Consider the following 14,092-nt stretch of genomic DNA (forward strand, 5'->3'; position numbering starts at 1 on the left):
GATCCGATCGGATCGGCGGGGCGCCCTTCGTCGTGTGGCCGTTGCGTCAGCGGGTGAGCCCGGCGAGGTAGATGCTGTTGGCGGCGATCAGGTCGCGCACCTGGTTGCCGTAGCCGTACCGGTCGGCCGCCGCGACGGCCGCGTCGGAGGCCTGCTGCACCTGGTCGGCGGTCGGGGCGGGGAAGTTCTCGGGCAGGGCGGGCAGGGTTCCGACGGCCGGAGCGGCGGGAACCTCGGGTGCCGGTGCCGGTGCCGGTGCCGGTACCGGCGCGGGAGCGGGAGCGGGCGCGGGCTCGGGAGCGGCGGCGGTGGTCAGGTACTGACCGCAGTGCGGCCATGCGCCGACGCCCTGGGTGGCGAGCACATTCTCCGCGACCCGGATCTGCTCGGCCTTCGACGCGTTGTGCGGCGAGCCGGACCCACCGTTCGCGGCCCAGGTGCTCTGCGAGAACTGCAGCCCGCCGTAGTAGCCGTTGCCGGTGTTGGTCGACCAGTTGCCGCCGCTCTCGCACTGTGCGACGCCGTCCCAGTCGTAGGCGGCGGCGGAGGCGGTGGTGGTGCCCACTGCCATCGGGAGCGCGGCGAGGGCAGCGGTCGCGGCGACGGCGCCCAGGGTGCGGGCGGGGGTGAAGCGAGTCATGCGGGTGAATCCTCTCCGCGCGTGCCGACGGGGCCGCGCCAGTGCGCTGGAAATCGAACGGCCGTGGCGGACAGACTGCTGTTCGTCGCCAGGCGTCGCGATTGGCTCGCCGTCCCTGCCCCTCGAAGGTTTCGGGGTTCCGATCCCGCGGGGCAGATGTCGAGCAGCGGCGGGTCGGCTGGGCCCGGTCGTTTCGGGCCGACGGCGACGCTAGCCAACAATTCGCTGCGGGGCATCCCCGTCGAACTTCGGGCTGCCGCAAGGCAAGTCAACCGAGTAGCGGTGATTTCGCCTGGTCATCCCGGCGGGTTGCGAATCCGTGCCCGCACCGTTTCCTCGTCGTGATGTGGTGGGGATCACCCGGTTCTCGTGAAGTGCGCCACAGGGTTTCGGGTCTCGACCGGGCCGCGCGGCGCGGATTGTCGGGCGGGCGGGCGATTCGGGTGACGGCGTCCAGGCGATTTGTGTTCCGTTCATGCGACCGTGTAACTTCGTTTCTGCAGCGCGGGGTGGAGCAGCTCGGTAGCTCGCTGGGCTCATAACCCAGAGGTCGCAGGTTCAAATCCTGTCCCCGCTACGAAAGACGAAGGCCCGGTCCAGTAGGACCGGGCCTTCGTCGTTGTTGGCGCATGGCCCGGGTGTGCGCGCGAAGTCATGTGCACACGGGTTCTGCGGGGTGTGCGGGGGTGTTGGGCGTCGATCCTCGGTGTTGGTGCGGGGAAAGGTCTGTGCACAGGGGTTTTGCCGGCGGGGGCGGGGCGATTTGGAGCCGGTTGGAACTCGTGTACAGTGGTCAATGCAGCGCGGGGTGGAGCAGCTCGGTAGCTCGCTGGGCTCATAACCCAGAGGTCGCAGGTTCAAATCCTGTCCCCGCTACGAAGACGAAGGCCCGGTCTCACTACGAGACCGGGCCTTCGTCGTATCCGCTGTCGGTTGGTCGCTACCGCGCGCCGACGAGGCCAGCGCGCCGCGCCGCGACCACCGCGTCGGCCCGCGACGTCACCTCGAGCTTCCGGTGGATCGACTTCACGTGGCTGCGGACGGTGTTGACCGAGACGAACAGTTCCGAGGCGATCTCCGAGGCGCTCAGTGGGGTAGGCAGCAGCGCGAGAACCTCCAGTTCGCGACGGCTCAGGGCCTCGCGGTGGCCGAGGTCGGTGCGGTGCAGTCGGAACCTCTCGCGCAGCGCCGCGATCCGAGCCGGCAGGGCGCCCGGATCGACGGCGCCGGTGCACAGTTCCTCCGCGCGACCGAGTGCGACGGTCGCCTCGTCCCGGTTCCCCAACGCAAGGTGTGCCCGCGCCACCTCGATCAGCAGGTGTGGCACGACGAGCACCGTGTCGCCCCCGCCGCTACGCGCGCATTCGAGGGCGCTCGTGGCCGTGGTGAGTCCGAGCGTGGGATCGCCCCGCTCGATCTGCAGCCGGGCCAGGGCATGCTCGGCGGGCAGGTAGACGGGGTCGGGGCCGATGCGGAACGCGATGCGGGCCTGGGCGCATCGCTCGACCGCGACGGCCGCCGCCGCGCGGTCGCCGAGCTCGAGCTGACACAACGCGCGGTAGGCGGGGACGAACAGCCGCAGCGGACGAGTGAGGGGAGGTCCCTGGTCCAGTCGGTCGAGCACCTCGAGTGCCTCCGCGCAGCGGCCCTCCAGGTAGAGCATCGTCGCCAGCCGCAGTTCTGCCAACGGGACCAGTGGGACGGCGGGGTCGTATCGGGAGAGGAACCGCTCCCCGGCCCGCCGGGCGCTGCCGACGTCGTCGTAGCAGGCGGACCCATGGATGAAGTCCTCGACGTCGTCCCAGTTGCGGAAGGCGTCGACCGGCCTAGTCGGGGACGCGAGACGGCCCCGGGCGAGGGCGCGATCGCGGCGAGCCGCGTCACCCCCGGTCGCGCTTGCCCACGCCTCCCAGAACGCCAGGCGCGGATCGCGTTCGAGCGCCGACACGGGGATCCGCTCAAGCCAGCTCAATCCGAGTGACTGCCGCGGCACGACCGAGTTGGCGCGCACGTTGGACAGGATGTCGGCGATCGTGTCGTAGTCCTCGGCGCCAAGCAGGTGATGGATCGTCGCGGTCACGTCGTTGGCCCGCTCGAAGTGCCCGGCCGCCCGCCGGTGCAACTCGCGCCGTCCGGCCGGGTCCACCCGACCGAGTTCGGCGTGGAGGCGCTCCCGGACCAGGTGATGCAGTCGCCACCAGCAGCCGTCGTCGTCCAGGGCCGCGATCAGACCGGTGGCGTCGGCGACGTCCATCGCCACCGTCCAGGCTCGGTCGCTCTGCAGGATCTCGGTGAGGATCGTCGCGTCGAACCGCTCGAATACCGACATGCGGCGGAGCAGGTCGTAGTCGTCGCGGGTGCTGCCCGCCAACCCCTCCCGGACCAGGGCGCCGAGCGCGGCGTCGTCGTCCGGCCGCTGCGACACCACGCGGGACAGAGACTGCCCATGGGACATGGCCGATCCGATGAGCGAGACGGCGGCGGGCCAGCCGTCGGTCGCGTCGTCGATGCGCTGCACGTCGTCGGCGGTCAAGTGCAGGTCGTGGGCGCCGCCGAGGAGATCCGCGATCTGCGTGGTGCCGAGGCGCAGCGTCCCCGACGAGAGTTCGATGCCGTCCCCGCGCGCCCGCAGGCGCGCGAACGTGGGAAGTTCGAGCGGAACCCGGGTGCTGACGACCACGGTGAGGTTCTCCGGGATTCGGCCGAGAAACCAGTCGAGGCTCGCGAGCGTCTGCTCCCGGGTGATGAGGTGGGCGTCGTCGAGGACGAGAGTCCACCTGCCGGGTGATCCGGCGAACGCGTCGAGCAGTGGCACGATCATGTTCGCCCGTACTTCGCCGGAACTCGCATCCGCCTTGGTGTGGAGTCCGGCCGCCGAGGCGGCCGCGGCAATGGCGCCCCAGAGCACGCCCGGATCATTGTCGTCGTCATCGAGGCTGACCCACACTGGCCGCGTCGTGTTCCGATGGTGGAGCCACTGCGTGATCACCGTAGTCTTGCCGTAGCCCGCGGGTGCGCGGACCACCACCGCCCGCGCCGGGCGGTCCAGCAGGGCGAGTACGTCCAGGCGCAGGATCGACCGCGGGCCGGTGGTCGGCGGGCGGAATTTCGTCACGGGATACATCACGGCACATTCTCCAGGGTGTTGCTGCTCGGGAATCACCTGGGTGATTGCTGCTCCAGGGTGGGGTCGACGTCGCGGATGCGCCCTACGCTCACAGGTGAGCCCGACATGATCGAGAACATCGGGCCGGGAGCGGAATTCAGGAGGGACCCCGTGAGCAACACGCATCAGTCCGCAGAACACGCCCGTCACGAGTCGGCGCCGTCCACCGAGCGATTCGGACGCCGGATCGAACGCGACGACGACGCCGACTTCCCGTTCTACAACGGGAAGCCGACGACCATAACGGTCGGTCAGTGGATCGCCGTGTGGGTGTCCGTTGCGGTCGGCTTTGTCGCCCTGACCCAGATTCCCACCCCGAACAACATCGTCGGCCTGATCCCTCGGATCCTGTTCGTTGTGATCCCGCTGACCGTGCTCGCCCTGGTCACCCGCGACCACTGGACCGCCCTGTTCCGCCGGGTCACCGGACGCGACGTGCTCCTCATGTTTGGCTTCGCCGCCCTCAACCTCGTCGTGACGGGAGCCCTGGGGCTGATCGTGAAGGCCCTGTTCGGCTCGTCGGCCAATCAGGCGACCGACAACATGGGCGGCGCGCTCGACATCGCCGCGTTCTATCTCGGCACCGGCATCCAGTTGCTCGGCGAAGAGATCTTCACGATGCTGCCGTTCCTCGCGCTGCTGTACTTCCTGTACGCGAAGGCGAAGGTGAGCCGCAAGACCGCGATCGTCCTCGCTTGGCTGATCAGCGCGGTCTGGTTCGGTGCGGCACACCTGCCCACCTACGACTGGAACTTCGCGCAGGCGCTCATCGTCATCGGCGGCGCCCGGCTCGTCCTGACGCTGGCCTACATCCGCACGAAGAACCTGTGGGTCTCCACCGGCGCGCACATCATCAACGACTGGGCCATGTTCACCGGTTCCATCGTCGGCGGCGCGGCACTGATCGCCCTGTGATCAATCGCCACGACCACCCGTGAGAATGGGGCGCCGGTTCTCACACCCTCCTCTTGCTCTTTCAGCAAGCCGGTTTGCCGAAGCGATTCGTCCCGCGGAGAGTGGGGGTGAATCACGGCAAAGGGAGGACACATGAACGACAGCTACGACGTGGTGATCGTCGGCGGCGGGGCCGCCGGCCTGGGGGGAGCGCTCTCGCTCACCAGGGCCCGCCGGTCGGTGCTGGTGGTCGACTCGGGCGCACCCCGCAACGCGTCGGCCGAGCACATGCACAACTACCTCGGTCGCGAGGGCACCAACCCGCTGGACCTGCTGCGGATCGGTCGCGGCGAGATCGCCGGGTACGGCGGCGAATTCATCTCCGGCGCGGTGGTCGATGTCCGCCGTGCCGGAGGGGTGTTCCGGGTGGTGCTCGCGGACGGCGGCGAGGTCGCGGCCAGGCAGGTGCTCGTCACGTCCGGTCTCGTCGACGAGCTCCCCGACGTGCCGGGGCTGCGCGACCGCTGGGGGCGGGACGTGCTGCACTGCCCGTACTGCCACGGCTGGGAGGTGCGGGACCGCGCGATCGGCATCCTGGCCACCCACCCGGCGCTCGCCGCGCACCAGGCGCAGATGTGGCGGCAATGGAGCGCCGACGTGGTGGTGTTCGCCCACACCGCGCCCGCGTTCGCAGGTGCCGATCTCGACCGCCTCGCCGCCCGCGGCATCGAGGTGATCGACGGTGCCGTCGCGGGACTCGAGGTGGCCGACGACCGGCTCACCGCGGTCCTGGTCGACGGGCGCGGCCCGGTCGCCCGCGATGCGGTCGTGGTTCCGCCCCGGTTCACCGCCCGCGTCGACTTCCTGGCCAGCCTCGGCATCAAACCGGTCGCGCAGGAGATGGCGGGCGAGGTGCTGGGAACCCATCTTGCGGTGGACCCCACCGGCGCGACGCCGGTGGCGGGCGTGTGGGCGGCGGGCAATGTCATCGACCCACGCGCGCAGGTGATCTCGGCCGCCGCGAGCGGTGTGCAGACCGGGGCGATGATCAACGCCGCGCTGATCGAGCAGGACGTCGAGGCCGCCCTCGACCGGTCACGCGTCGGGTAGTTCCCGCTCGTACAGGTCCCGCCGCACCAGCTTGCCGGTGGCGTTGCGGGGCAGCTCGTCGAGGAAGACCACCTCGCGCGGCACCTTGTACCGCGCGAGGTGTTCCTTGACGAAGGTCCGCAGGGCCTGGGCGTCGGGTTCGGCGCCCGAGGCCGAGACGACGAAGGCGCGCAGCCGATGCCCGAACTCGGCGTCCTCGACGCCGATCACCGCGGCGTCCGCGACATCCGGGTGCTCGGCGAGCAGGTTCTCCACCTCGAGTGGGTACACGTTCTCGCCGCCGGAGACGATCATGTCGTCGTCGCGGCCGTCGACGAACAGCAGTCCGTTCCGGTCAATGTGCCCGACGTCGCCGGTGGACAGCAGCCCGTCGATCCGCTCCTTGTCCCGCCCGTCGGTGTACCCGTTGAAGCTCAGTCCGCTGGAGACGAAGATCCGGCCCACCGTGTCGGGTTCGGTGATCCGTTCGCCCGCATCGTCGTACAGCGCGACGTGGCAGGTGACCGGTGGACGCCCCGCGGTGCCGGGGGCCAACGCCAGGTCCGCCGGGGTGGCGACCGTCGCGACCGCCACCTCGGTGGACCCGTACAGGTTGTGCAGCACCTGCCCGAACGCCTCGGTGGTGCGCCTGCACAGGTCCGGGGAGATCGCCGACCCTGCCGCGAAGACGATCGACAGGTTCGTCGTGTCGTACCCGGCCAGCACGTCCGGGCCGAGGTCGACGATCCGCTGCAGCATGGTCGGGACCACGACAAGCACGTCGGCCCGGTGGTCGGCGGTCAACTTCACCGTCTGCAGCGGGTCGAACCGGCGTTGCAGCACCACCGTCTGTCCGAGCGAGAGTGCCAGCGCCAGTTGGGAGATGCCGGTGCCGTGGAATGCCGGTGCCGTCATCACCATCGTCTGGCCGGGACGCAGCGGGACCCGGTCGAGGAACTGCGCCGAGGCGAGCGGGGAGGTTCGCTCCCGCGGCGCGCCCTTCGGGGTGCCGGTGGTGCCGCTGGTCAGCAGCACGAAGCTGCCGTGCACCGGCGGGCTTGGAACCGGGTCGGTGGGCCGCCCGTCGATCAGGGTGTCGAGGCTCGGCGTTGCCGCGGACTCCGAGCCCTCGCACCATGCCAGGTAGCGTCGCACCTGGTCGGGGAGCCCCGCCGCGACCACGGCGAACTCCTCGTCGTGGATGAAGGCCCGAACCTGTTCGCGGGCAGCGACATCCACCAGCTGGGGGGCCGCGAATCCGGTGTTCATCAGCACCAGCTTGGTGCCGAGCTTCGCGGCGGCGAGCATCGTCAGGACCAGACCGCGGTGGTTGCGGCACATCACGCCCAGCACGGCGCCGGGTGTGATCCCGTCCGCGGCCCAGGCCCGTACCAGCGCGTTCGACTGCGCCTCGAGCTGCGCGTAGGTGACCTGCCCCCGTTCGTCGACCAGCGCGACGGCGTCGAGCCCGGCGGCGGCATGCGCGTGCACCGGCCCGGCGAACGGTCCGTACCGGTGGACCGCGCGGATGGAGGCGATGCCGTGGTCGAGTCGGGGAATCGGGACCAGACCCGACCGGATCATCACCCGGACGGCGCCGAGCGAATCGGTGAGCTTGGTCAGGATGGCTGGCATCGCGTCTCCCGAGAGTCGATCCGGTGTGGGTCGGGTCACAGGGTAGTCGGTGCCCGCACCTTGTGGAGGCAGGCCGGGCAGGGTGCGGCGCGGTGTCCGTGTGGTCAGCGGGGCAGTGGACTGTAGAACACCAGCCCGTTGCCCTTGTTGTCGTAGACGACGGCACGGCGTTCGTGGGCGTCGTCATAGGGCCCCTTAACGATTCCGCCGCCGTCGGCCTCGACGGCCCGCGCCGCCGCGTCGACGTCGTCGGTCTTGATGCCGACGACGACCTGCCCGTGGATCGGGTGGTCGACGGCGGTCGCGAGGGCGAGGGTGACGGACCCGCCGTCCAGGGCGGCGAAGTGGGCGCCGTCGCGGAACTTCAGTGGCATGCCAAGGGTGTCGCGGTAGAACCGGATCGACTCGTCCAGATCGTCGGTCGACAGGATGATCATTCGGACGTCGTGGTCGCTCATGTGGCGCCTCCTCGGATCGATGTGAGATCCAGGCTAGGCGGCGATCGCCTGAGGCGCGGGTCGGCGGAACGGTGTGTCCCGCCGACGGCGCATCCTCCGTCGCCCGCGGCGAAGGAGGATGCGCAAGGAGGTCGGGTCCGGCTACTTCAGCTCGGCCGACGACTTGCCGAGCAGTCGCCGCGCCACGATCAGCTGCTGGATCTGCTGCGTTCCCTCAAAAATATCGAGGATCTTGCTGTCCCGGGCCCACTTCTCCAGCAGCGGGCGCTGCGAGTAGCCCTCGGTGCCCGCCAGCTCGACGGCCTTGAGCGAGACCGCGGTGCCGGTGCGGCCCGCCTTCGCCTTCGACATTGACGCCTCGAGCGAGTTCGGCTTCTTGTTGTCGGCCATCCAGGTCGCGCGCAGTGCCAGCAGGTACGCAGCCTCCCAGTCCGCCTCCATCGCGAGGAACTCGGCGGCGGCGGCGTGCTGGTTGTTGGCCGGGATGTCGTAGGAGACCTCGACGCCCGCCTCGGCGAGGATGCCGCGCAGTTCCTCAAGGACGGCGCGGCCGAGGCCGATCGCCATGCCCGCGACGATCGGGCGGGTGTTGTCGAAGGTTTGCATGACCCCGCCGAAGCCCTTCTCCACGTTGACCTCCGGGTCGCCGAGGATGTTGTCCTTCGGGATCCGGCAGTCCTGCAGCAGCAGCACCGCGGTGTCGGACGCCTTGATGCCGAGCTTGTGCTCAAGCCGGGCCACGGACAGGCCGGGGGCGTCGCGGGGCACCACGAACGACTTGATCGCGGCGCGGCCCTTCGACTTGTCGACGCTCGCCCACACCACGATGTGGCTGGACCGTTCGCCGGCGGTGACGAAGATCTTCTCGCCGTTGAGGACCCACTCGTCGCCGTCGAGGACGGCGGTCGCGGTGACGGCGGCGGAGTCGGAACCGAAGCCGGGTTCGGTGATCGCCATCGAGGCCCACACCTTGCCGAACCGCTCCAACTGCTCGTCGGTGGCGACCGCGGCGATCGCGGAGTTTCCGAGGCCCTGATAGGGAATGGACAGCGTCAGGCCGACGTCGCCCCAACAGGTTTCGATGACGTTCATCAGCGACGCCATGTTTCCGCCGTTGGCGTTGCCGATCACCGAGGGGGCGTCGCCGCGGCCCAGCGCGGCACCCGAGGCCCCGGTGCCGGAGTCGTTCAGTCCCTCGACCATCGCCGCCATCGTGTCGAGTTCGACGGGGTACTCGTGCTCGGCGAGGTCGTACTTGCGGGAGACGGGGCGCAGGATCTGCGCGGCGACCTGGTGTGCCTGGTTGGCGGAGGCCTTCAGCTTCTTGGGAAGTTCGAGATTGATCATGATCTGTTCTCCTGTGGCGGCGTTCGGCTCAGATGAGGACGATGCCCTCGGCAACGCCGATGGCGCGAAGGTCCCGGTACCAGCGTTCGACCGGGTGCTCCTTGGTGAAGCCGTGGCCGCCGAGCAGCTGCACCCCGTCGAGGCCGATCTGCATGCCCTTGTCGGTGGCGAGCTTGCGGGCCAGCGCCGCCTCCCGGCCGAACGACAGGCCCTGCTCGGCGCGGGACGCGCCACGCAGCGTGACCAGCCGCAGGCCGTCGAGCTCGATGCCGATGTTGGCGACCATGAACGCGACCGCCTGCCGATGGCTGATCGGCTCGCCGAACGCTTCCCGCTCGTTGACGTAGGGGATCACGTAGTCGAGGACGGCCTGCCCGGTGCCGACGGCGAGCGACGCCCAACCGAGGCGGGCGAGACGGATTGCGTCGGCGTAGTCGGCGATCCGCTGGTCCGCGTCGCCCTCACCGAGGATCGCGGACTCGGGGACCGCGACGTCGGTCAGGTTCAACCGGCCGAGCCCGGCGGCCCGCAGCCCCATGCTCGGATCGGCCTCGACGACGAGCCCCTTCGCGTCGGACTCGACGATGAACAGGGCGGGCCTGCCGTCGAGTTCGGCGGCGACGATGAACAGTTCGGCGTCTGCTGCGGCGGGGACCAGGGACTTGACGCCGTTGAGCCGGTAGCCGCTCGGGGAGCGAACGGCCTTGGTCTGCAACGCGAACGGGTCGAAGAGGGCGCGTGGCTCGGTGACGACCAGGGCGGCCGCGGGGACGTTCTCGCCGGTGAACGACGGCAGGTAGGTCTGCTGCTGGGCCTGCGAGCCGAACTGGGTCAGCGCGACCGCGACACCGCTCGGCGCGAGGATCGGCAGGGCCAGGCCCATGTCGCCGTGCGCGAGGGCCTCGGCGACGAGTGAGTTGGTGACCGCGCCGCGCTCGGTGGCGACGCCGTCGAACTCCTCGGGGACGTTGATCAGCGTGATGCCGAGTTCCGCGGCCCGCCTGCCCAGGTCGGCGGGCGAGGCGGCAGCCTCGTCGGCGTCGTGCGCGGCGGGGCGCAGGATCTCGGCGGCGAAGTCGCGCACCGTGTCGACGATCATCTGCTGCTCGTCGGTCGGCGTCAGGTCGAAGTAGTCGGCCTTCTTCGCCTCGCCTGCGGGCAGCCGGGTCGGCTTGCCGCCGCCGGAGACCTTGGCGAACGTCCGGGTCGCCGCGCCGAGCGTCTTGAAGCCGGTCTTGGTGCCCTCGTAGGTGACCCGGTTGATCGGCTCGCGGAGGTTGTACTTCTCGGCAAGGTCGGAGCCGGTGATCTTGGTCAGCACGCGCATGGCGGCGCCCATCGCGTCGCGTTTGACCGGATTCAGGCCGACCGCGGAGGTGTCGCGGGGTGCGCCGTTCATTCTCACAACGTCTTGCTTGCTCATGATCACCATTTCCCGGTGTTCGGTCTTGGACGGTCGTTATCTTACTCTGGAGTAAGGAGTGGCGTCGAGAGTACACCGGAATCGCGGCCGCGCCTCCACCGAACCTTCACAACTCCCGCCCGGGATTCCCACATCCGGGCGATACCGTCGACACCATGACCCAGCGCACCGTGCTCGTCGTCGAGGACGACCGGACCATCGCCGACGCCCTCACCGCCCGCCTGCGGGCCGAGGGGTACACGGTGTCGACGGTGTACGACGGGCCTGCGGCGGTGCGCGAGTGCGCGTCCCTGCGCCCGGATCTCGTCGTCCTCGACGTCATGCTGCCCGGCCTCGACGGCCTCGAGGTGTGCAGGCGGATCCAGGCCGAGCGGCCGGTTCCGGTGCTGATGCTCACCGCCCGAGCCGAGGAGACCGACATGGTCATCGGGCTCGGCGTCGGCGCCGACGACTACCTGAGCAAGCCGTTCAGCATGCGGGTCCTGGTGGCCCGGGTTGCCGCGCTGCTGCGACGGGTGGAGCGGGCGACGCCGGGACCGGACGTCGAGGTCCTCACCGTCGGCGCGGTGGCCATCGACCTGAGCGCCCGGCGCGTGCGGTGCGGCGACGACGAGGTGCACCTGACCCGCACCGAGTTCGACCTGCTCGCGCACCTCGCCGCCCGACCCGGCGCGGCGATGGCCAGGGACTCGCTGCTCGAACACGTGTGGGGGTGGGGTGGGGGCGCGACCAGCCGCACCGTCGACAGTCACGTCAAGGCGCTGCGCCGCAAGCTCGGCGGCGACCTGATCCGGACCGTGCACGGCGTTGGTTATGCCGTCGAGGTGCCGCGATGAGGCTGCCGAGGCCGCTGGACCCGTTCGGCTCCTTCAAGGTGAAGACCGGGCTGCTGGTGGTGGCGTCGGTTTTCGCGGCATCGGTGACGTTCTGGTTCGCCTCGGACTGGCAGTTCCGGTTCGCGCTCGGTGCCGCGCTGCTCGTCTCGCTCGTGGTCACCCAGGTCCTCGCCCACGGCATGACGTCGCCGCTGCGCGAGATGACCGCGGCGGCGAGAGCGATGGCGACCGGCGACTGGTCGCGCCGGGTCCGGGCCACCTCCCGCGACGAAATCGGGGAACTGGCACGGGCGTTCAATCAGATGGCGGAGGACCTTGAGGCCGACGACCGCTACCGGCGCGAGCTGATCGCGAACGTCTCGCACGAGCTGCGGACCCCGATCGCGGCGCTGCAGGGGGTGCTGGAGAACGTCGTCGACGGCGTCGCCGCACCCGACCCGGCCACGCTGCGCAGCGCGCTCGACCAGACCGAGCGCCTCGGCGCGTTGGTGCGCGACCTGCTCGACCTGTCCCGGCTCGAGGCCGGTGTGGTGCCGGTGCACCGCGACAGCGTTGAGATCGCCCCCTTCCTCCGCGCGGTGATCGACGAGCGTGCCGATCCCACTGTCCCGGTGGACATCCGGCTCGACGTGCGCCCGGTGACGCTGCGGGCGAGCGCCGACACCGCCCGGCTGCACCAGGTTGTCGCGAACCTGATCGACAACGCGCTGCGGCACGGGGCGGCAACGCAGGTGCTGGTGCGCGCCACGGCGGGCGCGGCGGCCGGATCCCTGATCGTCGACGTCCACGACGACGGCCCCGGCATCGCGCCGGAGGACCGGGCGGGCGTCTTCGAACGGTTCAGCCGCGGAGGGGCGAGCGGGGGCGGCACCGGGCTCGGCCTCGCGATCGCCCGCTGGGCCGTCGAACTGCACGGCGGCCGGATCGGGGTGCTCGACACCGAGACCGGATGCTGCATCCGAGTGGAAGTCCCGGCGCCGGCGAAGGCCGGGCGCATCGTGCAGGCCTGAGACACGAGAACACCTCGGGGCGTGACCCGTTCGGGCCGCACGTCCCGCGATGACCCCTGCCCGGCTCCCGGCCGGGGTGGGAGAAATGGAGCCCACCATGACCACACCCGCACTCGCATCCGCACCGGCACGCCGACGCGCCGCGTCGCGTGCGTGGCGCCCCGACCGCACCTCCGTTGCGCCAGCGGCGGCCGTCGCAGGCGCCGCTGGCGCGGGCGTCCTCGCGGCCGCGACGCTCGGCGCGCCGAGCATCGCCTACCCGATCACCGGCCTCGCCGTCGCGGCCACCGCGCTGGCGGCGGTGCGCCCGCGCCCGACCCGCACGCATCTGCTCGCGGCGACGGTCGCCGTGCTGCTGCTCGCCGTTGCGACGGTGCGCGACAACGGCATCCTTGTCGCCGCGTGCGTTGTCGCGGCCTGGACGGTCGCCTCCGTCGCCCTGCTCGACGTCCGCACCTGGACCGGGGTCGCGCTGGCGCCGACCGCGGCAGCGCGGGCGCTGCCCCGCGTTGGGGGCTGGGTCCGGCGCGGACGCGCGCGGCGCCGCGCCGCGCCCGGTGGCGGAACCCGGTACGGCAGGGCGGCGGCGGTGGCGGCACTGACGGCCCTGCTTGTCGCGCTGTTCGGGGCACTGTTCGCCGGCGCCGACCCCGAGTTCGGCAGGCTGCTGTCCGGGGCGGTGCCGACGGTCCGGGTCGATGCCCCGGTCGGTCGGATCCTGCTCGGCCTGCTGATCGCGGGCGCGACGCTCGCCGTGACCTACCTGCGGCGCCGCCCACCGCGGCTGGACGCGCTCGCCCCGGCCGCGGGACGACCGGTGCCGCGGTGGGAGTGGGCGGTACCGCTCGCGGCGCTCGATGTGCTGTTCGGTGTGTTCGTCGCGGTGCAGGCGCGGGTGCTGTTCGGCGGGGACGGGCACGTGCGCGGCACCGCGGACCTGACCTACGCGAACTATGCGCGCCAGGGATTCTGGCAGCTGTGCGCGGTGAGCGTGTTGACGCTGATCGTGATCGCCGTCGCGGTCCGCCGGATCGACCGGCGGGCGGCCCGTGACCGGATGCTCGCCCGCCTCCTGCTCGGGGCGCTGTGCCTGCTGTCGCTCGTCGTCGTCGCATCGGCTCTGCATCGAATGTCGCTGTACCAGAGCGCCTTCGGGTTCACTCGGCTGCGGCTCGGGGTCTCGGTTGTCGAATTGTGGCTCGGCGGCGTGTTCCTGCTCCTGCTGCTGGCCGGAATCCGGATGCGCGGTGGGCGGCTGCCTCGCCTCGTGCTCGGCTCCGGGGTGGCCGCGCTGTTGGCGTTCGCGGCACTGAACCCGGACGGATACATCGCCGAGCGCAACGTCGACCGGTACCAGCGGACCGGCGCGATCGACATCGGCTACCTGCGCGGCCTGTCGACGGACGCGGTGCCTGCGCTGGACCGGCTGCCGGAACCGGTGCGCTCGTGCGCGCTGATCGGGACGTCGGTGCCGGCGGACCCCTGGTATCAGGTCAACGCCGCCCGGTCCGCGGCGCGGCAGATCCTGCGCGAGCGACCCGTCGACCGGAACGCGGTCTGCGCGGGCCCCGACGCCACGTGGTAGCCGAGGTGA

11 protein-coding genes and 2 tRNA genes are annotated in these 14,092 nt (G+C 70.9%); 7 read left to right on the plus strand and 6 right to left on the minus strand.

Features of this window, described 5'->3' with window-relative positions:
* Positions 1–46 precede the first annotated feature (46 nt).
* Positions 47–640 (minus strand): transglycosylase family protein, encoded by a 594-nt coding sequence (locus ACWF62_RS18095; protein WP_452630857.1) that lies wholly within the window; start codon positions 638–640, stop codon positions 47–49.
* A gap of 503 nt (positions 641–1,143) precedes the next feature.
* Here ACWF62_RS18095 and ACWF62_RS18100 point away from each other — a divergent pair.
* Positions 1,144–1,217: transfer RNA gene (locus ACWF62_RS18100), tRNA-Met, on the plus strand.
* A gap of 225 nt (positions 1,218–1,442) precedes the next feature.
* Positions 1,443–1,516 (plus strand) — tRNA-Met (locus ACWF62_RS18105).
* Positions 1,517–1,580: 64 nt separating this feature from the next.
* Here the strand turns inward: ACWF62_RS18105 and ACWF62_RS18110 are convergent.
* On the minus strand, positions 1,581–3,755 hold the full coding sequence (locus tag ACWF62_RS18110; protein ID WP_452630858.1) for a LuxR C-terminal-related transcriptional regulator: 2,175 nt from the start codon (positions 3,753–3,755) through the stop codon (positions 1,581–1,583).
* A gap of 162 nt (positions 3,756–3,917) precedes the next feature.
* Between ACWF62_RS18110 and ACWF62_RS18115 the strand changes: the two genes are divergently transcribed.
* Both ACWF62_RS18115 and ACWF62_RS18120 read left to right on the plus strand, forming a co-directional pair.
* On the plus strand, positions 3,918–4,721 hold the full coding sequence (locus ACWF62_RS18115) for a CPBP family intramembrane glutamic endopeptidase (protein ID WP_452630859.1): 804 nt from the start codon (positions 3,918–3,920) through the stop codon (positions 4,719–4,721).
* 132 nt (positions 4,722–4,853) lie between these two features.
* Complete coding sequence (locus ACWF62_RS18120; RefSeq protein WP_378506997.1) at positions 4,854–5,810, plus strand: NAD(P)/FAD-dependent oxidoreductase; 957 nt, start codon at positions 4,854–4,856, stop codon at positions 5,808–5,810.
* Here ACWF62_RS18120 and ACWF62_RS18125 read toward each other — a convergent pair.
* From ACWF62_RS18125 to ACWF62_RS18140, 4 genes are all read right to left on the minus strand, one after another.
* Positions 5,796–7,424 (minus strand): acyl-CoA synthetase, encoded by a 1,629-nt coding sequence (locus ACWF62_RS18125; RefSeq protein ID WP_378506998.1) that lies wholly within the window; start codon positions 7,422–7,424, stop codon positions 5,796–5,798. The genes ACWF62_RS18120 and ACWF62_RS18125 overlap by 15 nt on opposite strands.
* A gap of 104 nt (positions 7,425–7,528) precedes the next feature.
* Positions 7,529–7,882, minus strand: coding sequence for a VOC family protein (locus ACWF62_RS18130; RefSeq protein WP_378506999.1), 354 nt, complete (start codon positions 7,880–7,882; stop codon positions 7,529–7,531).
* A gap of 141 nt (positions 7,883–8,023) precedes the next feature.
* A complete protein-coding gene (locus ACWF62_RS18135; protein WP_378507000.1) occupies positions 8,024–9,229 on the minus strand; it encodes an acyl-CoA dehydrogenase family protein in 1,206 nt (401 codons plus the stop codon).
* Positions 9,230–9,257: 28 nt separating this feature from the next.
* Positions 9,258–10,658 (minus strand): acyl-CoA dehydrogenase family protein, encoded by a 1,401-nt coding sequence (locus ACWF62_RS18140; RefSeq protein WP_452630883.1) that lies wholly within the window; start codon positions 10,656–10,658, stop codon positions 9,258–9,260.
* A 149-nt stretch (positions 10,659–10,807) separates the two neighbouring features.
* On the opposite strand from ACWF62_RS18140, the gene ACWF62_RS18145 reads away from it, so the two are divergent.
* The 3 genes from ACWF62_RS18145 (at position 10,808) to ACWF62_RS18155 (ending at position 14,083) form a co-directional block, all read left to right on the plus strand.
* Positions 10,808–11,488: a response regulator transcription factor gene (locus ACWF62_RS18145; RefSeq protein WP_378507001.1), complete on the plus strand. Its 681-nt coding sequence runs from the start codon at positions 10,808–10,810 to the stop codon at positions 11,486–11,488.
* The gene (locus ACWF62_RS18150; RefSeq protein WP_378507002.1) at positions 11,485–12,498 is read left to right on the plus strand and encodes a HAMP domain-containing sensor histidine kinase; all 1,014 of its coding nucleotides are present in this window, start codon (positions 11,485–11,487) and stop codon (positions 12,496–12,498) included. Before ACWF62_RS18145 ends, ACWF62_RS18150 begins: the two co-directional genes overlap by 4 nt.
* 97 nt (positions 12,499–12,595) lie before the next feature.
* The gene (locus tag ACWF62_RS18155) at positions 12,596–14,083 is read left to right on the plus strand and encodes a DUF4153 domain-containing protein (protein ID WP_452630861.1); all 1,488 of its coding nucleotides are present in this window, start codon (positions 12,596–12,598) and stop codon (positions 14,081–14,083) included.
* Positions 14,084–14,092 lie beyond the last annotated feature (9 nt).

Source organism: Rhodococcus sp. NPDC054953 (genome assembly GCF_053609225.1).